Annotated in this window: 24 protein-coding genes and 1 pseudogene; 6 read left to right on the forward strand and 19 right to left on the reverse strand. The window is 68.2% G+C overall.

Features of this window, described 5'->3' with window-relative positions; translation table 11 throughout:
* Nucleotides 1-401 (reverse strand): annotated as a pseudogene (locus tag H3O04_RS19345) (quinone oxidoreductase family protein); the annotation flags it as partial.
* Between the two features lie 32 nt (nucleotides 402-433).
* The gene (locus tag H3O04_RS19350; protein WP_006479165.1) at nucleotides 434-685 is read right to left on the reverse strand and encodes a hypothetical protein; all 252 of its coding nucleotides are present in this window, start codon (nucleotides 683-685) and stop codon (nucleotides 434-436) included.
* A gap of 95 nt (nucleotides 686-780) precedes the next feature.
* On the opposite strand from H3O04_RS19350, the gene H3O04_RS19355 reads away from it, so the two are divergent.
* Nucleotides 781-1572: an AraC family transcriptional regulator gene (locus H3O04_RS19355; protein ID WP_011547836.1), complete on the forward strand. Its 792-nt coding sequence runs from the start codon at nucleotides 781-783 to the stop codon at nucleotides 1570-1572.
* Nucleotides 1573-1647: 75 nt separating this feature from the next.
* On the opposite strand, the gene hpaI is transcribed toward H3O04_RS19355, so the two are convergent.
* From hpaI to H3O04_RS19390, 7 genes are read right to left on the reverse strand one after another with little or no spacing between them, the layout of a single operon-like run.
* Nucleotides 1648-2454, reverse strand: coding sequence for a 4-hydroxy-2-oxoheptanedioate aldolase (gene hpaI / locus H3O04_RS19360; protein WP_011547837.1), 807 nt, complete (start codon nucleotides 2452-2454; stop codon nucleotides 1648-1650).
* 12 nt (nucleotides 2455-2466) lie between these two features.
* Entirely contained in the window at nucleotides 2467-3270 is an 804-nt protein-coding gene (gene hpaH, locus H3O04_RS19365) for a 2-oxo-hept-4-ene-1,7-dioate hydratase (protein ID WP_202588275.1), read from the reverse strand.
* A gap of 20 nt (nucleotides 3271-3290) precedes the next feature.
* Entirely contained in the window at nucleotides 3291-3683 is a 393-nt protein-coding gene (locus tag H3O04_RS19370; RefSeq protein WP_006479169.1) for a 5-carboxymethyl-2-hydroxymuconate Delta-isomerase, read from the reverse strand.
* A 44-nt stretch (nucleotides 3684-3727) separates the two neighbouring features.
* Complete coding sequence (gene hpaD, locus H3O04_RS19375; protein WP_077179611.1) at nucleotides 3728-4576, reverse strand: 3,4-dihydroxyphenylacetate 2,3-dioxygenase; 849 nt, start codon at nucleotides 4574-4576, stop codon at nucleotides 3728-3730.
* Nucleotides 4577-4622: 46 nt separating this feature from the next.
* Complete coding sequence (gene hpaE, locus H3O04_RS19380; RefSeq protein ID WP_124483536.1) at nucleotides 4623-6086, reverse strand: 5-carboxymethyl-2-hydroxymuconate semialdehyde dehydrogenase; 1464 nt, start codon at nucleotides 6084-6086, stop codon at nucleotides 4623-4625.
* A gap of 26 nt (nucleotides 6087-6112) precedes the next feature.
* Nucleotides 6113-6877, reverse strand: a complete 765-nt coding sequence (locus H3O04_RS19385) for a fumarylacetoacetate hydrolase family protein (RefSeq protein ID WP_006479172.1) — start codon at nucleotides 6875-6877, stop codon at nucleotides 6113-6115.
* Nucleotides 6874-7563 (reverse strand): fumarylacetoacetate hydrolase family protein, encoded by a 690-nt coding sequence (locus H3O04_RS19390; RefSeq protein ID WP_202588276.1) that lies wholly within the window; start codon nucleotides 7561-7563, stop codon nucleotides 6874-6876. The genes H3O04_RS19385 and H3O04_RS19390 overlap by 4 nt, the downstream gene beginning before the upstream one ends.
* 152 nt (nucleotides 7564-7715) lie before the next feature.
* Between H3O04_RS19390 and hpaR the strand changes: the two genes are divergently transcribed.
* Nucleotides 7716-8156 carry a homoprotocatechuate degradation operon regulator HpaR gene (gene hpaR / locus H3O04_RS19395; protein WP_023476878.1) on the forward strand — a complete coding sequence of 147 codons (441 nt, stop codon included), beginning with the start codon at nucleotides 7716-7718 and terminating at the stop codon, nucleotides 8154-8156.
* A gap of 72 nt (nucleotides 8157-8228) precedes the next feature.
* Here the strand turns inward: hpaR and H3O04_RS19400 are convergent, their stop codons facing one another.
* Nucleotides 8229-9443: an SDR family oxidoreductase gene (locus tag H3O04_RS19400; protein ID WP_202588277.1), complete on the reverse strand. Its 1215-nt coding sequence runs from the start codon at nucleotides 9441-9443 to the stop codon at nucleotides 8229-8231.
* Nucleotides 9444-10095: 652 nt separating this feature from the next.
* On the opposite strand from H3O04_RS19400, the gene H3O04_RS19405 reads away from it, so the two are divergent.
* Entirely contained in the window at nucleotides 10096-10443 is a 348-nt protein-coding gene (locus tag H3O04_RS19405; RefSeq protein ID WP_023476875.1) for a DUF3564 family protein, read from the forward strand.
* 419 nt (nucleotides 10444-10862) lie between these two features.
* Nucleotides 10863-12761 (forward strand): peptidoglycan D,D-transpeptidase FtsI family protein, encoded by a 1899-nt coding sequence (locus H3O04_RS19410; protein WP_202588278.1) that lies wholly within the window; start codon nucleotides 10863-10865, stop codon nucleotides 12759-12761.
* Between the two features lie 27 nt (nucleotides 12762-12788).
* On the opposite strand, the gene H3O04_RS19415 is transcribed toward H3O04_RS19410, so the two are convergent.
* The 4 genes from H3O04_RS19415 to H3O04_RS19430 form a co-directional block, all read right to left on the reverse strand.
* A complete protein-coding gene (locus H3O04_RS19415) occupies nucleotides 12789-14504 on the reverse strand; it encodes a cation:proton antiporter domain-containing protein (RefSeq protein WP_069231039.1) in 1716 nt (571 codons plus the stop codon).
* Between the two features lie 208 nt (nucleotides 14505-14712).
* Nucleotides 14713-16140 carry a c-type cytochrome gene (locus tag H3O04_RS19420; RefSeq protein ID WP_202588279.1) on the reverse strand — a complete coding sequence of 476 codons (1428 nt, stop codon included), beginning with the start codon at nucleotides 16138-16140 and terminating at the stop codon, nucleotides 14713-14715.
* The gene (locus H3O04_RS19425; protein ID WP_011547848.1) at nucleotides 16137-17915 is read right to left on the reverse strand and encodes a GMC family oxidoreductase; all 1779 of its coding nucleotides are present in this window, start codon (nucleotides 17913-17915) and stop codon (nucleotides 16137-16139) included. Before H3O04_RS19425 ends, H3O04_RS19420 begins: the two co-directional genes overlap by 4 nt.
* The gene (locus tag H3O04_RS19430) at nucleotides 17915-18655 is read right to left on the reverse strand and encodes a gluconate 2-dehydrogenase subunit 3 family protein (RefSeq protein ID WP_023476869.1); all 741 of its coding nucleotides are present in this window, start codon (nucleotides 18653-18655) and stop codon (nucleotides 17915-17917) included. The genes H3O04_RS19425 and H3O04_RS19430 overlap by 1 nt, the downstream gene beginning before the upstream one ends.
* 469 nt (nucleotides 18656-19124) lie before the next feature.
* Here H3O04_RS19430 and H3O04_RS19435 point away from each other — a divergent pair, with 469 nt between their 5' ends.
* On the forward strand, nucleotides 19125-19364 hold the full coding sequence (locus tag H3O04_RS19435; protein WP_237666355.1) for a hypothetical protein: 240 nt from the start codon (nucleotides 19125-19127) through the stop codon (nucleotides 19362-19364).
* Between the two features lie 19 nt (nucleotides 19365-19383).
* On the opposite strand, the gene H3O04_RS19440 is transcribed toward H3O04_RS19435, so the two are convergent.
* Nucleotides 19384-19800, reverse strand: a complete 417-nt coding sequence (locus tag H3O04_RS19440; protein WP_034175281.1) for a DUF3995 domain-containing protein — start codon at nucleotides 19798-19800, stop codon at nucleotides 19384-19386.
* Nucleotides 19801-20096: 296 nt separating this feature from the next.
* Between H3O04_RS19440 and ald the strand changes: the two genes are divergently transcribed.
* The gene (ald, locus tag H3O04_RS19445; protein WP_006479184.1) at nucleotides 20097-21212 is read left to right on the forward strand and encodes an alanine dehydrogenase; all 1116 of its coding nucleotides are present in this window, start codon (nucleotides 20097-20099) and stop codon (nucleotides 21210-21212) included.
* A 45-nt stretch (nucleotides 21213-21257) separates the two neighbouring features.
* On the opposite strand, the gene polX is transcribed toward ald, so the two are convergent.
* The 4 genes from polX to H3O04_RS19465 form a co-directional block, all read right to left on the reverse strand.
* Nucleotides 21258-23033 carry a DNA polymerase/3'-5' exonuclease PolX gene (gene polX / locus H3O04_RS19450; RefSeq protein WP_202588280.1) on the reverse strand — a complete coding sequence of 592 codons (1776 nt, stop codon included), beginning with the start codon at nucleotides 23031-23033 and terminating at the stop codon, nucleotides 21258-21260.
* A gap of 146 nt (nucleotides 23034-23179) precedes the next feature.
* Entirely contained in the window at nucleotides 23180-23572 is a 393-nt protein-coding gene (locus tag H3O04_RS19455; RefSeq protein WP_011547854.1) for a TraR/DksA family transcriptional regulator, read from the reverse strand.
* Between the two features lie 98 nt (nucleotides 23573-23670).
* Nucleotides 23671-23871 carry a hypothetical protein gene (locus H3O04_RS19460; protein WP_023476865.1) on the reverse strand — a complete coding sequence of 67 codons (201 nt, stop codon included), beginning with the start codon at nucleotides 23869-23871 and terminating at the stop codon, nucleotides 23671-23673.
* Between the two features lie 82 nt (nucleotides 23872-23953).
* On the reverse strand, nucleotides 23954-24654 hold a 701-nt coding region (locus tag H3O04_RS19465; protein ID WP_202588281.1), incomplete at its 5' end, for an exopolysaccharide biosynthesis polyprenyl glycosylphosphotransferase.

Below are 24654 nucleotides of genomic sequence, written 5' to 3' on the forward strand. Positions count from 1 at the left end.
GTCTCGCCCGCAACGAACCTCGCGCGTTCGGTCAGCGCCGCCCACGACGACATCCCGGGAATCGCGATCGCCGCCGCCGTGACATCGTCGAGCGCGTCCGGCAGCGGCACGCACTGCGTATCGGGCGCGATCGTACGTTCGGCCATCGCGCCGAACGGCGCGGGCGCACCGAAGAAATAGACGCGCCGACCATCTTCGAGACGCCCCACGCCGTCGACACCGACGACGAACGGATAACCGCCAACGGACGAATAATGCGTCCCCGCCGCACGCCCCTGCGCGATGCGGCTCAGCGCGGACGCCGTCACGTCGATCAGGCTGTGGCCCGGCATCGCGCCCGGCGGTTCGAACTCCGTATAAATCGGACGTTGTCCAGCGCCTTCAACGACTGCTGCTTTCATGGTGATTCCTTCAATTCTGGAGGGGTGGGCCTTTATCGGGCATCGAGCCATGCGCGCAGCGCGGGATCGCGTACTTCGAGCACGTCGAACAGGCCGAGCGCACGCAGCGCGGGCAATGCGTCGATCGCATCGGCCTCCGCGCGCGCCCTCTCGGCCGGCGCGGCGTTCGGATCGGTCAATACACGCGCATTGACCAGAAACGCGCCGACGGTCCCCTTGCGGATCGTCGTTCCGCCGGCATCGACTTGGTTGGCATGGTCGGGAAGCATCTGTTCGGCTCGCATCGCGTCTTGCTCCGGTTGTCATCGATGGACGCAGTGTAGGCGTGCGAAACCGGCCGATCTCCGGTATAACAGCCATTCGATACCGATATCCGGCCATGTCCGATCCGCTCCTGCCCGCCCGCTTCGTCACGTCCGACGACGGCCCGTTCGTGGTCGCCGCCGTCCTGTCGCAACGCGACCCGCGTATCACCGCGCCGCATTCGCATGCGCGCGGCCAGCTCGTCGGCGCGCTGAGCGGGCTGGTGACGATCGGCCTCGACGATCAGGAGTGGGTCGTGCCGGCGATCCATGCGATCTGGATTCCGCCGCATTGCCGGCATTCGCTGCGCTCGTTCGGGCCGATCGCCGGCTGGTCGGCGTTCGTCGCGGAAGCCCGCTGCGCGACGCTGCCGGCCACGCCGCGCGCGATCCGCACGACGCCGCTGCTGCGCGAAGCCGTGCAGCGTGCAGCGAGCTGGGGCGATGCCGATCTGGATGCCGCGCAGACCCGGATCGCCGACGTGATCCTCGATGAAATCGCGGCATCGGAAGCCGAGGCGCTGGGGCTGGTCCGGCCGCGAGACCCGCGGCTCGTGAAGATCACCGATGCGCTGGCTGCTGATCTCGCGAACGACCGGCGGCTGGAGGAATGGGCCGAATGGGCCGGCATCGGCGCGCGGACGATGAGCCGCCGCTTCGTCGCCGAAACGGGGCTGACGTTCGCGCAGTGGCGTCAGCAGGCCAGGCTGCTGCGGGCGCTGGAGCGCATTGCCGACGGCGTGCCGGTGACGACGATCGCGCTCGATCTCGGATACGACAACGTGAGCGCGTTCATCGACATGTTCCGGCGCGCGCTGGGGACGACGCCGGGGAAATACATGGAAACGGGAAGCCAAGCGCAGCGATAGGTGCGGCCATGCGCATGCATGAAGCCGCGCGGCGAAAAGCCGGCGGTCGGCACGGGAAAACCGCCCGCCGCCGCATCAATACGTGCCGTCGCCCTGCTTCACGGCGTCGTCGCCGTTTCGTTTGAACTGCGCGGCGAGCCGCTCCGCGCTCCGTGCCAGCAACGTCGTATCGACACCGACCGCGACGAACAACGCGCCCGCTTCCAGATAGCGCCGCGCGGCCGCTTCATCCGCGCTCAGGATGCCCGGCGCCTTGCCGGCCGCCTTGATCGCGCGGATCGCACCGTCGATCGCGGCCTGCACGTCCGGGTGCCCCGGATGGCCGAGATGGCCGAGATCGGCAGCAAGATCAGCCGGCCCGATGAACACGCCATCGACGCCGTCGACCCGCGCAATCGCATCGATCGCATCGAGCCCCGCGCGCGTCTCGACCTGCACGAGCACGGCCATCTCGTCGTTCGCGCGATGCAGGTACTCGCCGACGCGATTCCACCGCGACGCGCGCGCCAGCGCGCTGCCGACACCGCGCATCCCGTGCGGCGGATAACGCGTCGCGGCCACCGCCGCACGCGCCTCGTCCGCGCTCTGGACCATCGGCACGAGCAACGTCTGCGCGCCGAGATCGAGCACCTGCTTGACGATCACCGGATCGTTCCACGGCACGCGCACGACCGGATGCGACGGATACGGCGCGATCGCCTGCAGTTGCGCGAGGATCGTCGGGATCGTGTTCGGCGCATGTTCGCCGTCGATCAGCAACCAGTCGAAACCGGCGCCCGCGACCACTTCGGCGCTGTACGGATTCGCGAGGCCGAGCCACAGGCCGACCTGCGCGTCACCGCGCGCGAGCGCGGCCTTGAAGACATTCGACGGAATCTGCATCGTTCGCTCACCTCACTCGAAGTAGCACTGGATCGTCCCGAGCGGACCGTAGTCGACGCTGAACGTGTCGCCCGATCGCGCCGCGCAGGGCCGCGTAAACGACCCGCCGAGCACGATCTGCCCCGGCTCCAGCGCGACGTCGAAACGCGACAGCCGGTTCGCGAGCCACGCGACGCCGTTCGCCGGATGGTTCAGCACGCCGGCCGCGACGCCGGTTTCCTCGACCACGCCGTTGCGCGACATGATCGCCGCGACCCAGCGCAAATCGACGTCCTGCGGGCGCACCGGCCGGCCGCCGATCACGACGCCCGCGTTCGCCGCGTTGTCGGCGATCGTGTCGAACACCTTGCGCGGCCGCTTCGTATCGGGGTCGATCGACTGGCTGCGCGCGTCGATGATCTCGAGCGCCGGCACGACGTAATCGACGGCGTCGTACACGTCGAAGATCGTGCAGTTCGGCCCCGTGAGCCGCTTGCCGAGCACGAACGCGAGTTCGACCTCGACGCGCGGCACGATGAAGCGGCCGGTCGGGATCGTGCCGCCGTCGTCGAAGAACATGTCGTCGAGCAGCGCGCCGTAGTCGGGCTCGTCGATCTGCGACGTGTTCTGCATCGCCTTCGACGTGAGGCCGATCTTGTGCCCTTTCAGCGTGCGGCCTTCCGCGAGCTTGAGGGTCACCCACGCGCGCTGGATCGCATACGCGTCGTCGATCGTGATGTCGGGATAGTCGAGCGAGATCTGGCGGATCTGCGTGCGGGCGCGCTCGGCGTCGTGCAGACGGTGCGCGAGCTGGTCGATGAGGGCGGGTTCGAGCATGGTCGGATCGGAAATGGGGTTCAGCCGGCCCGCTTGTAGCGGGCGTGGATGTTGTTGTGCTTGTACGAGCCGCTTTCGCTGAACTCGGTCAGCTCCATCGACAACGCGAGATAGCGTTTCGCGTACAGCTCGGCGAAATGCGTCTTGATCGCGTCGAACAGCGCGTCGCACGCGGCTTGCTTCGTTTCGTCGCTGCGACCCGCGCCGATCTTCAGCGTCACGTGGACGAATGCGTCGTCCTCCGTGCCGTCCGCGACGCAATAATCGTGCAGCTCGATCGCGCGCGAGCGGATGCCGCCGGTCGGAAACACGCCGCCCTGCGCGATCAGCGTCGCGTTGATCGTGCGCAGCAGCGCGGGAATGCGAGCGTCGTCGCGGATGTTCGCGGTGTATTCGACGACGATGTGTGGCATGGCAACTCTCCAGTCGGATTCGAAGGCGTGGCGGGCGGCAGCGCTCAGGGCAGCGGGAAGATCGCGTTGATCTGCCCGGTGCCGGAGCTCGCGAAATAGTCGGTGACGATCTCGACCGGCCGGTCGTAGCGATCCCAGCCGAGCAGCCCGAGCAGCATCGCCGTGTCGTGCATGCCGCCTTCACCGTGGCAATGCACGTTGTATTCGGGCAGCATCGCGCAGAAGGTCTTGAAATCGCCCTGCTTCCACAGCTCGACCACGCGCAGGTCGACCTGCCGGAAGAATTCGCGGCTGATCTGGTGAATCGATTCCTCAGGGCTGCCGTTGTCGTTGAAGCGGTGCGACAGCGAGCCGCTCGCGAGGAACGCAACGTTCGAATCGCTCTTCTCGATCGCCTCGAGCAGCGCCTCGCCGAAGCGCCGGCTTTCGTCGAGCTGATGCCACATGCACCAGCCGGCGATCGACACGACCTTGAAGTGCTGGTCGCCGTTCATGTAGCGCATCGGCACGAGCGTGCCGTATTCGAGTTCGAGGCTGTCGATTTCGTGCGCCCGCGTCGCCACGCCGCGCTCGGTGGCCGTTTCCGCGATCAGCCGGCCGAGCGCCGGGTTGCCCGGATACGCGTACTGCATGTCGCGGATGAAATGCGGCAGCTCGTTGCTCGTATAGGTGCCCGCGAACCGAGCATTGCAGTTCACGTGATAGCCGGCGTTGACGAGCCAGTGCACGTCCGACACGACGATCGTGTCGACGCCGAGCGCGCGGCAGCGCTCGCCGATCAGCTGGTGGCCGCGGATCGCCGCATCACGGCAGCCGTGATGCTTGCCGGGCAGTTCCGACAGGTACATCGACGGCACGTGCGTGATCTTCGCGGCGAGGGACAGTTTGCCCATCGTTCAAGTCTCCCTATCGTTCTTGCGACAACACGGCCGGCGCCCGTCACACGCCCCAGCGCGGAACATGATGCGAACCCATCGAGATGCACACGTTCTTGATCTCCGCGAACACCTCGAAACTGTACTCGCCGCCCTCGCGCCCGGTGCCCGATTCCTTCACGCCGCCGAACGGCTGGCGCAGGTCGCGCACGTTCTGGCTGTTCACGAACACCATCCCGGCCTCGATGCCGCGCGCGAGCCGATGCACCTTGCCCACATCCTGCGTCCAGATGTACGACGCCAGGCCGTACGCCGTGTCGTTCGCGAGCCGCAGCCCTTCGTCTTCGTCGTCGAACGGGATGATGCACGCGACCGGCCCGAAGATCTCTTCCTGCGCGATGCGCATCCGGTTGTCGACGTCGGCGAACACGGTCGGCCGCACGAAGTTGCCGTTGCGCAGATGATCGGGCAGGCCGGCCGGCTTGTCCGCGCCGCCCGCGACCACGCGCGCGCCTTCCTGCTCGCCGATGCGGATATAGCCCGTCACCTTCTCCCAGTGCTGGCGCGTGATCATCGCGCCGAGATTCGTGCCCGGATCGGTCGGATCGCCGACCACCAGGTTGTTCGCGCGGCGGGCGAATTCCTGCACGAAGCGGTCGTAGATCGTGCGCTGCACGAAGATCCGCGAGCCCGCGGTGCAGCGTTCGCCGTTGATCGAGAAGATCGTGAACAGCGACGCGTCGAGCGCGCGGTCGAAATCGGCGTCGTCGAAGATCAGCACCGGCGACTTGCCGCCGAGTTCCATCGAATACTTCTTGAGGCCCGCGCGCTCCATGATCCGCTTGCCGGTGACCGTGCCGCCGGTAAACGACACCGCACGCACGTCCGGATGCCGCACGAGCGCATCGCCAGCCGTCGCGCCGTAACCCTGCACGACGTTCAGCACGCCCGGCGGGATGCCCGCTTCGAGCGCGAGCCGGCCGAGCTGGTCGGCCGTCAGCGGCGACAGCTCCGACATCTTCAGCACGGCCGTGTTGCCGAGCGCGAGGCACGGCGCCGTCTTCCACGTGGCGGTCATGAACGGCACGTTCCACGGCGACACCAGCGCGCACACGCCGACCGGCTGGTACAGCGTGTAGTTCAGCATCTGGTCGTCGACCGGATAGGTGCGGCCGTTCATCTGCACGCACACTTCCGCGAAGAAGTTGAAGTTCTCGGACGCGCGCGGAATCAGCTGCTTGCTCGTCTGCGCGATCGGCAGGCCGGTATCCTGCGTTTCCAGCGCGGCGAGCATCGGCACGTTCTTCTCGATCAGCTCGCCGAGCTTGCGCATCAGCTTCGCGCGCTCCTTCGCCGGCGTGTTCGCCCATTTGGGGAACGCTTCCTTCGCCGCGCGCACGGCCGCATCGACCTCGGCCTCGCCGCCCGACGCGACGTCGGTGATGACGTCGCCCGTCGCCGGGTTCAGCGTCGTGAAGGTTTCGCGGCTCTCCACTTCGCGGCCGCCGATCCAGTGCTTGATGGTCATGTGCTCTCCTTCCTTGGGCGACGGGCTCAGCCGGCGCGATAGTAGTCTGCCTCGCCGACGATCGTGTTCACGAGCCGGCCGATTCCTTCGATTTCGGTCACGACCTCGTCGCCCGGCTGCGTGTCCGCCAGCCCCTCGGGCGTGCCGGTCAGGATCAGGTCGCCCGGCGAAAGCGTCATGAAGCTGCTGATGTGCTCGATCAGCGCCGGCACGTCGAACACCATGTCGCGCGTGCTGCCGCGCTGCGTCTCCCGGCCGTTCACCGTCGTGCGCAGCGTCAGGTCGCCCGCGTCGCCGATCTCGTCGCGGCTGACGAACCACGGCCCGAGCGGCGTGCAGGTGTCGCGGTTCTTCACGCGCAGGTTCGGGCGGTAGTAGTTCTCGAGATAGTCGCGGATCGCGTAGTCGTTCGCGACCGTATAGCCGGCCACGTAGTCGATGGCCTGCGCGCGGCTCACGTGGCGCGCGGGCCGACCGATCACGACGGCCAGTTCACACTCGTAGTGCATGTGCGTGGCGTCCGCGGGGCGCACGGTCAGCGACCGGTGACCGACGAACGTATTCGGCCCCTTCAGGAAAATCAGCGGCTCGCTCGGCGCGTTGAACGCGAGCTCCTTCGCATGGTCGGCGTAGTTCAGGCCGAGCGCGAACGTCGTGCGCGGCGCGACGGGCGGCAGCCACGCCACCGCGTCCTCGGCCACCACGCGGCCCGTATCGAGGCGGATCGCGCCGTCGCCGGCCGGTTCGGCCGCATGCAGTGCGCCGTTGTAGATCACGCGCGCCGTCTTCATCGCCCTTCCTCCGCGATCAGCGTATGCCGCAACGTGCCGATGCCGGCCGCGGCGATCTCGATCGTGCTGCCCGCACGGGCATGCGGTGCGCCGCCCGCGACGCCGAGCAACAGCACGTCGCCCGCGTCGAACGACATGAAAGCCGTCACGTCGGCGATCAGCGCACGCACCGGGCGAATCAGCGTCGCGGTCGACGCGGATGCCGCCACTTCGCCGTCGATCCGCACTGTCAGGCCGATCGCGTCGACATCGGCGAGCGCGGCGGCCGGCACGATCGTGGGCCCGAGCGGGCAGAAGTCGTCGCGGCACTTGAAGCGCACGGCCGGACGGTAGTAATCGGGATGCGGCACCGACACGTCGCTCGCGAGCGTGAAGCCGTGCACGTAGTCGAGCGCCCGCGCGGCCGGCACGCGCGTCGCGCGCCGCGCGAACACGACGGCCACCGACGCGCCGATCTCCAGCGCGTCGACACCGGCCGGCACGACCACGGCGGCGCCGTCGGCTGCATGCGTGTTGGCGGATTTGATGTACAGGATCGGCGCCTGCGGCGGGCGGCCGTAAGGCGGTGCATTCACCGCATCGCCGAGCGCGTCGAGCGCCGCGCGCTCGTTGAGCAGCGCGCCGTAGACGGTACCGATGGCGACCGGCAACGGCGGCGCCGCGGCGGTCGTGCAAGACAGCTCCATGCGTCATTCCCCTGCCGCGCGTCGCGGCGCATCGTCAATAGTTAATATCTTAAGCAAACAATCGAGTGGTGGCAACCTCGATTACCCTGAGATGCGAAATTCATCAGCTTCGGCTGTTAAGATTGATGCGTCCCCGTCCTCTGCTCATCCCGATGAACCGTACGCTCGACCATCGCAACCTGGCCATGCTGCTGCTCGAGGCCCGCGAAACGCTGATGGGTCTGTTTCGCCCCATTCTCAAGGAATTTTCGCTGACCGAACAGCAATGGCGGATCATCCGCGTGCTCGACGGCGAACCGACGGAGGCGCTCGAAGCCGGACAGATCGCGAAACGCTGCTGCATCCTGAGCCCGAGCCTGACTGGCGTGCTGGAGCGGATGGAGCGCGACGGCCTGATCACGCGCACGCGCGCGCAGGAGGATCAGCGCCGGCTGCTGGTCAGCCTGACGCCGCAAAGCAGGAAACTGGTGACGGAGATCGGGCCGCGCATCGACGAGCAATATCGTCAGCTCGAGTCGCGCTTCGGCCAGGACGGCCTGGAAGACATCTACCGCGCGCTCGACCGGCTCATCGAGCTCGGCAGCCAGGCGTAAAGACGGCGACCGCGCCCGCCACATGCGGGCGCGGTCGCCGGTGCGACGCGGGCGGTCAGCGGGCGATCAGTATCAGTGGATCGCGCCGCGCATCAGCTCGGTCACGGCCACGCCGCGCGACGTGCGCATGCACTCCTCGACGTAATCGATGAACGGCAATGGCTCGAAGTCGATTTCGTCGCGCACGCGGCGATTGTCGAACACGCGATCGACCGTCGCGAATTCCCCGCAGCGCTGCAGTGCCCGGCCGATCACGCGCTCGAGTGCCGGATCGGGGCGCCCCAGCACGTCACGCACGACGAGCGGCAGTTCCGCCGGTGCGCACGCCGCGTAGCGCGGCGCCCCGGTCATTCCCGCCGCCTCGTCCATCGCGCGCACGATCTGCGCGACCTGCGGCGCCTCGTCGCCGGCCGACACGTGATAGACGTCGTGCGCGAGCGTCGGCTTGACGGCCAGCAGCATCGTCGCGCGCGCCACGTCGTCCACCGACACGATGTCGATGCGCGTCATCGGCCGCGCGGTGAAGCGGCGCGCCGCATGCGCGAGCCGGAACATCCAGAACGAATTCGGCGCGGGACGCGTCCCGAGCACCGTATGGCCGACCACGTGCGACGGCCGCACGACGACGAGCGGCAGCCCGAGCGCGCGCAGACGCTGCTCCGTCCGGGCCTTCGCATGCAGGTAGTCGGCCGCCAGCACCGCGCCGGGCAGGCCTTCGTCGGCCTGCGGCGTGACGTCGTTCTCCGCGTCGCGCTCCGCCTCTTCCTGCACGATCCCGCCGCGGCCCGCATGCGCGTAGGCCGTGCCGACGTACACGAAGCGCTGCAGGCGCGGCGCGCGGGCAAAGCGTTCGGCGAAGTGCACCGCGTCGGCGATGTCGGCCTGCAGATGCGCGCCGTCGGCCGGCGACGCATGGCCCGCACAGTGAATCACATGCGTCGCGCCGGCCAGGCGCGGCGCATCGGCGCCGTGCCACACGTCGCCGAGCGCGCCGACGATCACGTTCGCATCGGTCAGGCGCGACGCCCAGTACGGCGCGAGCCCCGCGCGCAACGCCGCTTCCCGCAGCCGCGCGACCGCATGGCCGCGGTCCTGCGCGCGCACGACGCAGACGATGCGTTCGAGCAGCCCCGCATTGACGAGCGCCGTCAGCACGGTACTGCCGATGAAGCCGGTTGCGCCGGTCAGCACCAGCCGGCCCACGTTCGCCGCCGCGACCGGTGCGCTGGCCGGCGACACGAGGCTCGTCCGCCAGTTGAGCGACAACGCGGTTTTCCAGATCAGCACGATAGTCTCCTTCGAAGAGTCGGCCGGGCGGCGCGGTGCCCGCGGTTGCGGGCGGCGCACGGCTCACCGGCCGGGCCGGGGCCGACACGCGCCCCGGCGCCTCCCGATCCGGCGTGCGGCCTGCGATCGCGTCGATCGCGCTCTGGCACGAGGCGGCGGCAGCCGGCGCGGACGGGCGTCCGCGGCACAGGATCGGGAAGTTCCCAGTGTGGGGCCCGACCGCATGCAAGTCTGTCCCGAAAGTTTCGTGAAAGTGTGCCGATTTGTACGCGATTGTCGGAGTGTGTCGTGCCGGCCGCCGCGTCGACACGCTGAAAGGTTCGGTCCGGCTGCATCCGAGGAGCGCCAGAGCATGTCCTTCGCCCCGCTTTCCGTCGATCGGTCGGCGCGCGACCGATCGACGCGGCCGGCGGCCCTGTCATCCCATGTCTGGACGCCGCGCGCGCCGGCCCGGACACCGCTGGTCGCCGCTATCGCCCGCGTGGGCTGACGCCTCGGGAATGACCATGAATCGTCAGACATCGTTTCATCTGAAACGGAAATAGACTCGATCCAGGTTTATTGCGGATTATCACTTGCGTTTCACACCAGTCTATCTAGACTGTTCAAGTCAAAACGGTCGAATGTGTCATCTTTTTCAGGAGACGATCCAATGCGCCTCACCATTCGGATTAATGGCAGCGAATCGGCAACCCGGCATTCGTTCGCGGTCTTGTGGGTCGATACCGACGAAGGGCTGTGGTCGCGCGAGGCACATCAGGGCATCGACCTTCCGACCTGGGGGAAGGTCCGCGACGTCGAAGGCGCGATGGCGCTGTGCGCGGCCGACAGCGGCAATGCCGTCTGTCAGTTGAAGGGGCTGTCGTTCGACGCGATGCGGCGCGAACAGGGCCCCGCGGTGCTCGCCGGCGAGCACCCCGACGGCGCGTGGCGCCTGCAGGCGGTCGATACCTGCACGACCCCGCCCGAATACCGGGAATTTATTTCCGTTGCACGATAGGTATTATTGAAATCAATCGTCTACGGTTTTCGGGTTTATTCCGGTAGCAGTGATATTCATTTCGATATTCAGCAATAATGGCGCCTCGGTTCGAGGCGCTTTTCATTTTCCGGATTAAAGAAATAACCGGCGTGCGGGCAATTGATCGCGCGCCGCGGGCGATCGCGAGCGAGCGATATCCCGAACCGCCTGCCCGAATCGGCATGCGATGATCGCGCAGGTTTCGTCGTCATCCGCCGCCGCCGAATCCCGCGTTGACCCCACCTTCCTGCCGGCTCCCTTCCCCTGTTCCAGATGGCCGGCCCTTCGCCTTTTTGAAGGGCCGGAACATACTTTCCCCACACGATGTTTACTCATTTATTACAATCGCATTATTCAGACTGACCCGCCGCCGCCCGGCGGCCCGACCCGGCCATTGCATGAGCGTGAAAAAGAAGACCCACCCTGCCGATCCATACGCGGCGGCGACCAAGAATCCGATGCTCGCGTCGCGCCTGCCGATGTGGCGCTCGAGGCTGATCGTGGTCGTCGTGTTCCTCGCGTTCGCCGCGCTGATCGCGCGCGCTTTCTGGGTGCAGGTCGCGAACCAGGATTTCTACGTCGGTCAGGGCCAGAAGCGCTACCAGCGCACGATCGAACTCGATGCGATGCGCGGGCGCATCGTCGACCGCAACGGCGCGATGCTCGCAGTCAGCCTGTCGACCTATGAAATCTGGGCGAACCCGAAACAGGTCGCCGACACCGATTACCCGCAGATCGCGAAGCTGCTCGACCTGCCGCTCGTCGAGGTGAAGCGGCGTCTCGGCAACGACAAGACGTTCGTGCTGCTCAAGCGGCAGGTCGACGCCGACACCGCGAGCCGGCTCGACAAGCTCGCGATCGACGGCATCACGCAGATCGCCGATTCGAAGCGCTTCTACCCGGAAGGCGAATCGGCCGCGCACGTGGTCGGCTTCACGAACGTCGAGGACAAGGGCCAGGAAGGCGTCGAGCTCGCAGCGAATGCGCGCCTGCAAGGCACCTCCGGCCAGCGCGAGGTGATCCGCGACCGGCTCGGCCGCATCGTGTCGGACACGCGGCCGCTCGTCCCCGCGCAGCACGGCGCGACGATCGAACTGACGATCGACCGCCGCATCCAGCAGCTCGCCTTCAGCCAGCTCAAGGCGGCCGTGATCGAGAACAACGCGGTGGCCGGCAGCGTCGTCGTGCTCGACGCGCAAAACGGCGAGATCCTCGCGCTCGCGAACTACCCCACCTTCGACCCGAACGACCGCGCCCGCCTCACCGGCCAGCAATTGCGCAACCGCGCGGTGATCGACACGTTCGAACCGGGCTCGACGATCAAGCCGCTCGTCGTCGCGCTGTCGATCGACGAGCGCAAGGTCACGCCGAACACGATCATCAACACGTCGCCGGGCACCTACAAGATCGGCCCGGCGGTGATCCACGATACGTCCAACCACGGCTCGCTGACGGTATCGCAGGCGCTGCAGAAGTCGAGCAACGTCGCGCTCGCGAAACTGGCGCTGAACCTGCCCGCCGAAACGATCTGGAACAAATACCAGGAATACGGGATCGGCCGCGCGCCGGAACTGACGTTCCCGGGCGTCGCGTCGGGGCGGCTGCGCGGCTACAAGCGCTGGCGGCCGATCGAGCAGGCGACGATGGCGTACGGCTACGGACTGTCGATGTCGCTGCTGCAGATCGCGCAGACCTACACCGCGTATGCGGGCGACGGCACGCTGCACCCGGTGTCGCTGCTGAAGAACGGCACCGATCAGCAGACGATCGACGCGCACCGCGGCCACCGCGTGACGTCGCCGCAAACGGCCGCCGCGATCCGCTCGATGCTCGAGATGGCGGTCGGCGAAGGCGGCACGGGGCGCCGCGCGCGCGTCGACGGCTACCGGATCGGCGGCAAGACGGGTACCGCGCGCAAGCAGGTCGGCGCGAGCTATGCGAAGGGCAAGTACCGCGCGCTGTTCGCGGGGATGGCGCCGATGAGCAACCCGCGCCTGATCGTCGCGGTGATGATCGACGAGCCGCGCGGCAAGGGTTACTACGGCGGCACGGTGGCCGGCCCGGTGTTCGCGTCGGTCACGAGCGGCTCGCTGCAGTTGCTCGGCGTGCCGCCCGATGCACCGGTCGAACCGGAAAAGAATGCGCCGACGAAGGCCGCCGCGCCGCAAAAGACGGTCGCGGCGCCGAAAGCGGGGGCGCCGGCCACGGCGACCGTCGCGCAGAAACCGTCGGCCCAACTCAAGACGGCTGCGCAATCCAGTCGCCCCACGCCCGCGAAGATGGCCGCAGCGGGCTGACGACGCCAGGCGCGCCGCCGCGTGCCGTCAATGCGCGGCCGCGACCGGCTTCGCCATCCGGCCGAGCACGTGCTCGGTCATCCCGCGCGCGAGTTCGGTCTCGCCCATGAACACGGTGCCGATACCCTCGCTCGACAGCAGCGCGGCCTCGTCGCCGCTGTTCGTGCACAGCACGACCTCGAGCGCCGGGTTGAGCGTGCGCGAGATCTCGACGATCTGCCGCACGTCGAACACGTCGGGCAGCGTGACGACCAGCATCCCGGCGCGGGCGATATGCGCCTGCACGAGCACGATCGGCTCGATCGCGTCGCCCGACACGGCCGCGATGCCGTCCGCGCGCAGCTTCTCGACGAGCTCGCGATTCTGCTCGACGACGACATACGCAATCCCGCGCTCGTCCAGTGCATGCGCGATCCGCGTGCCGACCTTGCCGTAGCCGACGATCACGACCTGCCCGGTCAGGTGCGTCTGCGGCGTCGACATCGGCAGCGCGGCGAGCGGATCGTCGCGCGCCTCGAGCTTGCGCGCGAACGCCGAATGCTTGCGGATCCACGCGAGCGCCGGATCGATCATCGCGAACAGCAGCGTGTTCATCGCGATCGAGATCAGCGCGACCGCGAGAATCAGGCTCTGCCCTTCGGCCGACAGCAGCCCGAGCGCACGGCCGAGCCCCGCGAGGATGAACGAGAATTCGCCGATCTGCGCGAGGCCGGCGCCGACCGTCAACGCGGTGTTCAGCGGATAGCGGAACGCGATCACGAGCGCGACGGCCGCGACCGTCTTGCCGATCAGCACGATCGCCGCGACCTCGATTACGTGCAGCGGCTCGTCGAGCAGCACCTTCGGGTCGAACAGCATGCCGACCGAGATGAAGAACAGCACCGAGAACGCGTCGCGCAGCGGCAGCGTCTCGTCGGCCGCGCGCCGGCTGAATTCCGACTCGCGCATCATCATCCCGGCGAAGAAGGCGCCGAGCGCAAACGACACGTCGAACAGCTTCGCCGCACCGAACGCGATGCCGACCGCGGCCGCAATCATGCACAGCGTGAACAGCTCGCGCGAGCCCGTGCGCGCGACGAGCCACAGAATGCGCGGGAACACGCGCTTGCCGACCACCAGCATCAGCGCGATGAACGCGGCGACCTTCAGCATCGTGACGCCGAGCGTGCCCCACACGCTGCCGCCGGCCGCATGCGCGTCGCCGGGCGGCGTGCCGCCGAGCAGCCCCGCCACCGGCGGCAGCAGCACCAGCACGAGCACCATCACGAGATCCTCGACCACCAGCCAGCCCACCGCGATGCGTCCGTTGACCGTCTCGACGAGCCCGCGCCCTTCGAGCGCGCGCAGCAGCACGACGGTACTCGCGACCGACAGCGCCAGCCCGAACACGAGCGCCGCACCGAGGCTCCAGCCCCAAGTGAGCGCGAGCCCGCCGCCGAGCAGCGTCGCGACGGTGATCTGGACGATGGCGCCCGGCAGCGCGATCTTGCGCACCGCGAGGAGATCGCCGAGCGAGAAATGCAGGCCGACGCCGAACATCAGCAGCATCACGCCGACTTCCGCGAGCTGCTGCGCGAGCGACAGGTCGCCGACGAAACCGGGCGTGCCGGGGCCGATCACGATCCCGGCGAGCAGATAGCCGACGAGCGGCGGCATTTTCAGCAGCGACGCGAGGTAACCGAAGATCATCGCGAGACCGAAACCGGCCGCGAGCAACGCAATCAGGCTGACGTCATGAGGCATCCCCCCTCCCAAGCTCTTGTAACTATTTAGTAAGGTTCAAGAGTGAAAGGATAAGGGATGAGGCGGAAAAATGGCGCGCAGCCGCGAAAATTTCACGCGGCGGCGCGGGTTGCGGGGCGTGACCCCGGCGAAGGGAAAGGCGTTGCGCGCCCGGCCGCACGTCGACGTGGGCCGGGCGGCAGGCGGGGCGGAAGGCCCGCCGCTCCCGTCAACGCGACGCTTGCGGAAAGCGCGCGCCCGGCGGCGGCTCGGGCCGCGTCGACGGCACGCTCTTGCGCACCTTCGCGACCTGCGCGGCCGTCACCGGCGCGCCCGTGTTGCCCCAGCTCGTGCGCACGAAGTTCGACACGTCCGCGACTTCCTGGTCCGACAGGCGCCAGCCGAACGGCGGCATCGTGAAGGTCGACGGCGCGGTGCGCGTGCCCTGCAGCGCGCTGCCTTCGAGCACGACGTGGATCAGCGAGGTCGGATCGTCGCCCTGCACGACCGGGTTACCGGCGAGCGCCGGGAACACGCGCGTGTAGCCGTGGCCGTCGCTGCGGTGGCAGGCCATGCAGTTGTCGCGATAGACGGCCGCGCCCGGCTTGCTCGCGTCGCCGGTCTGCAGCGCCTTCGCCGCGGCCGCGTCGTACACGTGCGGCTGCTCGCCCTGCACGCGCGGCGGCAACGTCTTCAGGTAGCGCGCGATCGCGTTCAGGTCGTCGTCGGTCATGTGCTGCATGCTGTGGCCGACCACGTCCGTCATCCCGCCGAACGCGGCCGTGCGCAGCGTGCGGCCGGTTTTCAGGAACTGCACGATCTCGGTTTCGCTCCACGTGCCGAGGCCCGTGCGCGGCTCGCCGCGCAGGCTCGTCGGCACCCAGCCGTCGATCGCCGCGCCGCCGGCCAGGAAGTCTAGGCCGTCCGCGTCGGTCAGCCCGCGCTCCTGCATCGTCGGCGCGCGCGGTGTATGGCACGCGCCGCAGTGGCCGAGCCCCTGCACCAGATACGCGCCGCGCGCGATCACCGGGTCGGTGTACGACGCCGCGTCGAACGGCTTCGGCGACGGCGCGAACATCTTGCGCCAGATGCCGAGCGGCCAGCGCATCGACAGCGGCCACACGATGTCCACCTTGCGGTTCTCATGCTCGACCGGCGCGACGCCGTGCATGAAGTACGCGTACAGCGCCTTCATGTCGTCGTCGGTCAGGCGCGCGTACGACGGGAACGGCATCGCCGGATACATCGTGTCGCCGTTCTTGCGCACGCCTTCGCGCACCGCGCGGGTGAAGTCCTCGTAAGTCCAGCCGCCGAGGCCCGTCTTCGGGTCCGGCGTGATGTTCGTCGAGTAGATGCCGCCGATCGGCGTGTCGAACTTCAGGCCGCCCGCGAACGGCTTGCCGCCGCTCGCGGTGTGGCAGGCGATGCAGTCGCCTGCGCGGGCGAGGTACTCGCCGCGCTTGACGAGCGCCGCGTCGGCGGACTGGGCCTCGGGCGCAGCCGCCGCGCCCGAAGCCGCGGCCGGCGTGGACGCCGGCTGCGCGAACGCGCCGCCGCCCGCCAGACCGAATGCCGCCCATGCCGTGCCGATCGCCAGCGCGCGCCGCAGCGGGGACACCGGACGCGCGGCGTTGTGGTGGTTCATCGTCCTCTTCATACGGTCACCAGCGGGGCGGGATTTTTCAGGTATTGCTCGCGGATCGCGCGTGCCGACCAGTAGGCCAGCGCCGCGATGATCCCGGTCGGGTTGTAGCCGATGCCCTGCGGCAGCGCGGACGCGCCCATCACGAACACGTTGTGCACGTCCCAGCACTGCAGGTAACGGTTCAGCACGCTCGTCTTCGGGTCCGTGCCCATGATCGCGCCGCCGACGAGGTGGGTCGTCTGGTACTGGCGCGAGTCGAAGTGCTTGCCGAATTCGCGCGTCGACACGCCGATCGCCTTCGGCCCCATCGCTTCCGCGATCTTCTTCATCTGCCCGGTCACGTACTGCGCCATCTTGATGTCGTTGTCCTTCCAGTCGAACGTCATCCGCAACAGCGGCTGGCCGTACGAATCGCGATAGGTCGGATCGAGGTCGAGATACACGTCGCGGTACGACATGTTGGTGCCGTGCGCGTCCATCGAGATCGTGTGCGCATAGTTGTCCTTGACCGCCTTCTTCCACGCCGAGCCCCACTGCGGCGTGCCGGGCGGCGTGGCGATGCCGCTGATCGGCTTCACGCCGGCCTGGTTCACCCACAGCGGCGAGCCGCCGACGAAGCCGAGCGGGCCGTGGTCGAAGTTGTCCGCGTTGAAGTCGTCCACCGCGACGCCGTTGCCGCCCGCGCCGATGAACGGGTTCGTGTAGGTGTCCTTGTCGAAGAACGCCTTGATCGTCGACAGGTTCTGGTACGCGAAATTGCGGCCGACCACGCCTTCGCCCGAGATCGGGTCGTACGGCTTGCCGATGCCCGACAGCAGCAGCAGGTGCACGTTGTGATACTGGAACGCGGCCACGATCACGAGATCGGCCGGCTGGTGCACTTCACGCCCGGCCGGATCGACGTAGGTGACGCCCGTCGCGCGCTTCTTCGTGTCGTCGAGGTCGACGCGCAGCACGTGGCACTTCGAGCGCAGCTCGAAGTTCGGCGCCTGCTTCAGCGCGGGCAGGATGTTCAGGTTCGGCGACGCCTTCGAATACATGTAGCACGCGTAGCCGCTGCAGTAGCCGCAGAAGTTGCACGGGCCCATCTGCACGCCGTACGGGTTCGTGTACGGGCCCGACGTGTTCGCCGACGGCAGCCGGTACGGATGCAGGCCGAGCGAATGCGCCGCATCGAAGAAGCGCTGCGCCGAATAGGTGTTGAGCTGCGCGGGCAGCGGGAAGTTGTCGCTGCGGTTCGCCTCGAACACGTTGCCGTCGCCGACCACCTTGCCGCCAACCTTGTACGCCTGCCCCGACGTGCCGAACACCTTCTCCGCGAAATCGAAATGCGGCTCGAGCTCGTCGTAGGTCACGCCCGTATCCTGGATCGTCATCCCCTCGGGGATGAACTTCTTGCCGTAGCGCTCTTCATAGTGGCTGCGCAGGCGCAGCTCTTCCGGCGTGATCCGGAAGTGCACGCCCGACCAGTGCAGCCCCGCGCCGCCGACGCCTTCGCCCGGCAGGAACGCGGCGAGCTGCCGGTACGGCAGCGCGGTGTCCTGCAGGCCGTGACGAATCGACACGGTCGTCTTCGACAGGTCGAGGAACAGCTTCTTGCGAATGTTGTAGGTCAGCTCGTCGATCGTGTTCGGGTACGCGCCGTCAGGATAGGTGTCGCGATATTCGCCGCGCTCGAGCGCGACGACGTTCAATCCCGCTTCGGTCAGTTCCTTCGCGAGAATCGCGCCGGTCCAGCCGAAGCCGACGATCACCGCATCGACGTGCGGCTTCTTGTCTGCGGCCATCAGCTGCGCTCCCCGTTGATCGAGACGGGGCCGTACGGATAGGGCTTGCCGCTCTGGTTGACGAAATCCATGAAATCCGCGCGTGCGCCCGGGAAACCGATCATCTTCCACGCGGCCATGTCGCGATTGCCGCCATGCACCGGATCGCAGAAGTAGCCTTCGCGCGTGTTCTGCAGCAACTGGCCGAGAAATACGCCGGGCGGGACGTCGTCGATCTGCGCGCCGCCCTTCTCCAGCGCGCCGAGCACCGTGTCGCGCGTCGGCGCGTCGAGATCCGCGAACGCCTTGCCGTGCGTCTTCTCGCAATAGCGGTTAACGGCCGCGATGCCGAGCCGGTAGATGTCGCGCGGCACCAGCTTCAACTGGTAGCCGAGCTCGGGCACGCCCTGCTGAAACGGCCCCTGCATGTACCACGTCGCGCCGTGCGCATACGGCGTCTCCATCTGGCGATCGATGAATTCGGGCACGCCCGCCTCGAGCGCGCCGGGGCCTTCGGCGTCGGCCGGAATCAGCCGGTCGACGGCGGCCTGGACGAACGCCCATTCCTTCGCGTCGAAAAAGGTCGGCTTGTACGGCGCGCGTTCGGCGCTGGCCGATGCAGTGGACGCGTTGCCGGCGGTCGTCGCGGACGGCGACGACGAGTGCAGGTCGCAGCCGGCGACCGACGCGATCGGCACGAGCGCGACCGATGTGCGCAGGAAACGGCGACGCGAATTGGGTTTGTCAGGTGGCGTGGACATGGTCGGATGTTGATCGTTGGGGATCGGGGTTCGGACGCGCGCATTCCGCATGCCGCGTGCCCGGCACGGCAGCCGTGCCGCAGGCGGCCGGTCGCCCTGTTCTTTCGTGTGTTGCGCACAACCTCGATGCAGGCGCCCGGCCGCGATTCGCGGTGGCGCCGTCATTGCAGCCGCGCTCGCCCCGGTGCCGGCGGCGTTGCGCGGATCGACCTCTTTGCGGGCCCTATCGTCGGACAAATACCGGCATTGGCCGGCATCTACCCGTCATCGCCCATGACCCTTGTTCAACTTAGACGTCGCGTCCGCCGACGGCAAGCGCAACGTGCACGACCCTCTTTCGGGGCCCGGCGACGAGTGCGGCGAATTATATATGGAACCGGTTCCATTACTAGAGGGTTCAATGCAATTCAGTGCATCGAAATCAGCAACAATGGGAAAACCGGATGCCGGAATGTGTAAGGATGAGGGGATGGCGGACAGCGAGGATCGGCGGCGGCGGAACCGGGCGCCCGCCATCACGTGCATCTGTCGGCGGAAATCCGGACGGCGCTGGCCGTCGGCGCATCACGGCGTGCCCGCGATCCTCGCAGTGGAGGCGCAGCGGATGCACCGGCAGGGCCATACGGTCTTCGTCGCCGAAAACGGTGTCCGGCTGACCGATGCCGTGCCCGCCGAATGCCTGACGCCGATCGATACGCGCGCGGACTGAATCGCGCGCCGCGCCCCGCTCACCACGGCCAGAACATCGACGCGATCGACAGCGCCAGCGCCGCACACAGCGGCGAGTAATACAGCGTGTCCATCCGCGCGAAACGCGACCCGCGAATCCGTTTGAAGAAGCCGACGTAGCGAAAATCGCCGACGGCGCGCACCGCGAAGATCAATGCAAGCGCAACGACCGCGAACGCGATCGTGCAGGGATACGCGTTGCGCCCCAGCCAGCCGGCACGCGCGGCGACCACGCCTGCCCCGCCCAGCAGCGCGAGCGCGACGGCCAGCGTGCCGAGCGCCGTCGGCCGCAACAGCGGTACGCCATCCTGCTCCGGAATGGCCGCGCGCTTGCCCAATCGCCCGCCGAACGCCCAGTAGACGTGCACGAGCGCGATGGCGCAAAGCGTCGGCACGCTGAAATACGCACCGGTCATGTCGATCAAGGTCCTCGTCTCGTTGTCTCGTCGTTTTGCCGAAAGGTGTTCGGCTCGCGGCCCCGGCCCGCGCCACGCATGACGATACCGAAACCGCGTCACGCGCGCATTGCGACGTCCGGTCGCAACCGACGGCGACGCATGCTGCGTTGCAGTACGCATGCGTCGTCGCACAGCCCGGTCGCTTGACTTCCCTCCGCGCACTACTACCCTGTTATTCCAGTACTGCGGTCGGCAAGGCGCTGCGCAACGGGCTGCCCGCACGACGACGATAACGAAGGCCATGGAGGCGACTCATGCTGATCGGTGTGCCGAAGGAGATCAAGAACCACGAATACCGCGTCGGCCTCACGCCGGCCGGCGCGCGCGAACTCACGCGGCACGGCCATCGCGTGCTGGTGCAGCGCGGCGCGGGCACGGCGATCGGCCTGCTCGACGACGACTACACGGCCGCGGGCGCGTCGCTCAGCGACGGCGCCGAAGAAATCTTCGCGCGCGCCGACATGATCATCAAGGTCAAGGAGCCGCAGCCCACCGAATGCGCGATGCTGCGGCGCGGCCAGATCCTCTACACGTACCTGCATCTCGCGCCCGATCCCGACCAGGCCGCCGCGCTCGTGAAATCCGGCGCGGTCTGCATCGCGTACGAAACCGTGACGGGCCCCGGCGGCGGCCTGCCGTTGCTCGCGCCGATGAGCGAAGTCGCCGGCCGCATGTCGATCCAGGTCGCGGCGACCCACCTCGAAAGCCCGCGCGGCGGCCGCGGCCTGCTGATGGCCGGCGTGCCGGGCGTGCCGGCCGCGCACGTCGTCGTGCTCGGCGCGGGCGTCGTGGGCACCGGCGCGCTGCAGATGGCGGTGGGCCTCGGCGCGCGCGTCACCGTGCTCGACAACAACGTGAACCGGTTGCGCCAGCTCGATCTCGTGTTCGCCAACCGGATCGCGACCGTCTGCTCGAATGCGCAGACGGTCGACGAAGCCGTGCGCGATGCCGACGTCGTGATCGGCGCCGTGCTCGTGCCGGGCGCGTCGGCGCCGCGGCTCGTCACGCGCGACATGATCGCGACGATGCGCAAGGGAGCAGTCGTCGTCGATGTCGCGATCGACCAGGGCGGCTGCTTCGAGACCTCGCATGCGACCACGCACGCGGCGCCGACCTTCGTGGTCGACGGGGTGGTCCACTACTGCGTCGCGAACATGCCCGGCGCGGTCGCGCGCACGTCGACCTTTGCGCTGAACAATGCAACGCTCGGCCATGCGCTCGCGCTCGCCGACAAGGGCTGGAAGCAGGCGATGCTCGACGATCCGCATCTGCGCGCGGGCCTGAACGTGTGCGACGGCCACATCACGTACGAAGCGGTCGCGCTGGCGCTCGGCCTGCCCTACGTCCCGGCGACCGGCGTACTCGCATGACCCTGCCGGCATGAGGTGAACGCAGCGCGGCCGGCCGCGTGGCGTTCACGCGCCCTTCGACCGGCTCCGCTTCGCGCCGCCGCCCGCGCTGCCCGCACCGCCCATCGTGCGTGCCAGCAGCGGCCGCAGTTGCGCGAGCGTGCGCGTGTTCAGCACGTCCTGTCGCGTCAGCCAGCCGCGCCGCGCCTGATCGACGCCGAACGCGAGATGGTCGAGCTCGTCCGCACCGTACGCATCCGAACCGATCGCGACCGGCACGCCGGCCTTCGCGGCCTCGCGGCACCAGACGTCCGGCAGGTCGAAGCGCCGCGGCTGCGCATCGAGTTCGACGAAGCAACCGCGCGCGGCGGCCTGCGCGAGCACGCGCGGCACGTCCAGTTCGCACGCGTCGCGCTCGCCGAGCACGCGGCCGGTCGGGTGCGCGAGAATCGTGAAATGCGGATGCTCCATCGCACGCAGCATGCGATGGGTCTGCGCGCCGCGCGGCAGGTCGAAGCCGTCGCGTACCGCGCCGACGACGAGATCGAGCCGGCCGAGCATCGCGTCGGGCACGTCCAGGCTGCCATCCTCGCGAATGCCGGCTTCCACGCCCTTGAGCAGCACGAAATCGTCGAACGTCGCGTTGATGCGGTCGATCTCGTCGAGCTGCCGCGCGAGCCAGTCGAAACCGTCGCGATCGCCGCCAGGCGGCACGCGGTCGGTGACGGCCAGGTAGGCGAGCCCGCGTGCACGCGCGGCGGCGGCCATCGCGCGCAGGCCGTCGCGACCGGCCGACGCATCGGTATGCGCGTGCAGGTCGCCATGCAGATGCTTGCGCTCGATGAGCGCCGGCAGCGTGCCGGCGCGCGACGCATCGATCTCGCCGCGATCCTCGCGCAACTCGGGCGGCACCTCGCGCAGCCCGATGGCCGCGTAGACCGATGCCTCCGTCGCGCCGGCAATCCGCTCGTCGCCGCGAAACACGCCGTATTCGTTGATCTTCAGGCCACCGGCCTGCGCGATCCGGCGCAGCGCGATGTTGTGCGCCTTCGACCCCGTGAAGTAGACGAGCGCCGCGCCGAACGCATCGGCATCGACGACGCGCAGGTCGACCTGCAAGCCGTTGGCCAGCATCACGCTCGAGCGGGTCTTGCCGTGCGCGAGCACGCGCGCCACCTCGCCGTAGCCGACGAACGCTTCAGTGACCGCGACCGGATCACGTGCGGTGACGAGGATGTCGAGATCGCCGACCGTCTCGCGGCGGCGGCGGAAACTGCCGGCCGGCACGGCCTGGCCGACACCGGCCACCGCACGCAGGCGTTCGAGCAACGGCATCAGCGCGTGCGCGGCCTCGGGCAGCAGGAAGCGTTGCGGCTCGCGCTGCAGGCGATCGTCGATCGCTTCGAGCAGATGCGCTTCGGTTTTCGCGCCGAAGCCCGGCAGCTCACGCACATGCCCGTTCTTCGCTTCCGCGCGCAGTTGTTCGAGCGAATCGACGTGCAATGCGTCATGCAGCGCCTTCACGCGTTTCGCGCCGAGCCCGGGCACGTCGAGCAGCTCGACGATCGCGCCCGGCAGCGCATGACGCAAGGTTTGCTGCAGCTCGCAGGTGCCGGTCGCGGTGATCTCGCGCAGCTTCGACGCGAGATCGGCCCCGATCGACGGAATCTTCCCGAGATCGTCGCCGTTCTCGATCATCGTCGGGATGTCGCGACCGTAGTCGGCGATCGTCCGCGCGGCGTTGCGGTACGCACGTACGCGAAACGGATTGGCGCCCTGGATCTCGAGCATGTCGGCGATCTCGGCGAACACGGCCGCGCACTCGGCATTGTGGATCGGCATGATTGGCGTGGCTCCCTTCCACGTGGATGGCGCCGCGCGCGGGCGCGACGGCGTCTGCCCCGGCGCCGCATGTCGACGCCGCCGGGCGCCCGTTGGTCATCCTGCGCCGGCCGCGCCGTACGTGCGGCGCGGTGGGAACCGCGACGTCAGAGCGACGCGCGCGGCGTCGTGGCGTAGCGCCGCTCGTAGAGCGATTGGCAATGCGTGCAGCGTTCGGCGGTCGGGCGCGCCAGCAGGCGTTCGTAGCCGACCGAGCCGTCGCAGTCGATGCATTCGCCGTAACTGCCGTCGCGCATCCGCTGCTGGGCGCGGCCAATCGCGCGCAGTTCGGTCAGCTTCATGCCGATCAATGCATGATCGACGTCGACGAACAGGTCGGCGTTCGCCTCGTCGCCCTCGTCCGGCGCCGCGCCGGCAAGCTCCGCATAGGATTCGGACGCGCGCTGGTCTTCGCTGGTGCGGATCTCCGCACGCAGCGTCTGCTCGCTCTCGTTCAGCCGCTGCTTCAGCGTCTGCCGTTGTTGTGGGTCGAGCGACATGGCGGCCTCTCCTGTTCCGGGTCCGCGCGAAAAAGAGCGGCGCGCGGTATCGCGCGGGTGCGCGGCACGCAGGCATGCCCCGTGCCGTCGCATCCGGATCAGCGGCCGGACACGCAAAACGCCGGACGCATGCGACGCAGGATAAACCCATTGAACACGCGTGTGTTGACCGGAATCAGCGTGCCGGTCATGCCGCGGCAAAGGCGGGGAAACTGGGGACGGACGAGGAATTCCGCCCCGCCGCGCGCGCCCCGAAGCCTGCCGGCACAACCGCAGCGCAGCAATTCCGGCGCGGCCACGGCGCTGCTTCCGCGCGTCCGAACCGGCCTCACTGCGTCGGGACGATCGCTCGCGCGGCGCCGCTTCGATCATTCGTCTTCCTCAGAACGCATTGCGCCCGATGAAGCCGCGCACCACCGTCAGCAGGATGATCTTGATGTCGAACCAGAAGCTCCAGTTCTGCATGTAGAACAGATCGAACTTCACGCGTGCCTCCATCGCCTCGACCTTGCGCGTTTCACCGCGATAGCCGTTCACCTGGGCCCATCCGGTGATGCCGGGCCGCACGCGATAGCGGTACATGTAGCAGTCGATCAGTTGCCGGTAGAAGTCGTCGTGTTCGATCGCGTGCGGACGCGGGCCGACCACCGACATCTGCCCGAACAGCACGTTGAAGAACTGCGGCAGCTCGTCGAGCGACGTGCGGCGCAGGAACGCGCCGACGCGCGTGATGCGCGAATCGTTGCGCGACGCCTGCCGCACGACGCCGGGCTGCGCGCGATGCACGCGCATGGTCCGGAACTTGAGGATATCGAACTCGCGGCCGTCGACCCCCTTGCGGCGCTGCCTGAACAGCACGGGCCCCGGCGACGACAGCTTGACCGCGATCGCCAGCAGCGCCAGCAGCGGCAGCAACGGAATCAGCACGCCGAACGCGAACAGCCGGTCGAACGCGAACTTGGCCCACAGCTCCGGCGCGGAGCGCGGCGTGGTCGCGAGATTGATCGCCGGCATGCCAAGCACGTCGGTCGCGGAGCGATCGACGACCGACATCTGCCGCACGTCGGGCAACAACCGCAACT

The organism is Burkholderia sp. KCJ3K979 (genome assembly GCF_016759955.1).
Taxonomy (GTDB): domain Bacteria; phylum Pseudomonadota; class Gammaproteobacteria; order Burkholderiales; family Burkholderiaceae; genus Burkholderia; species Burkholderia orbicola.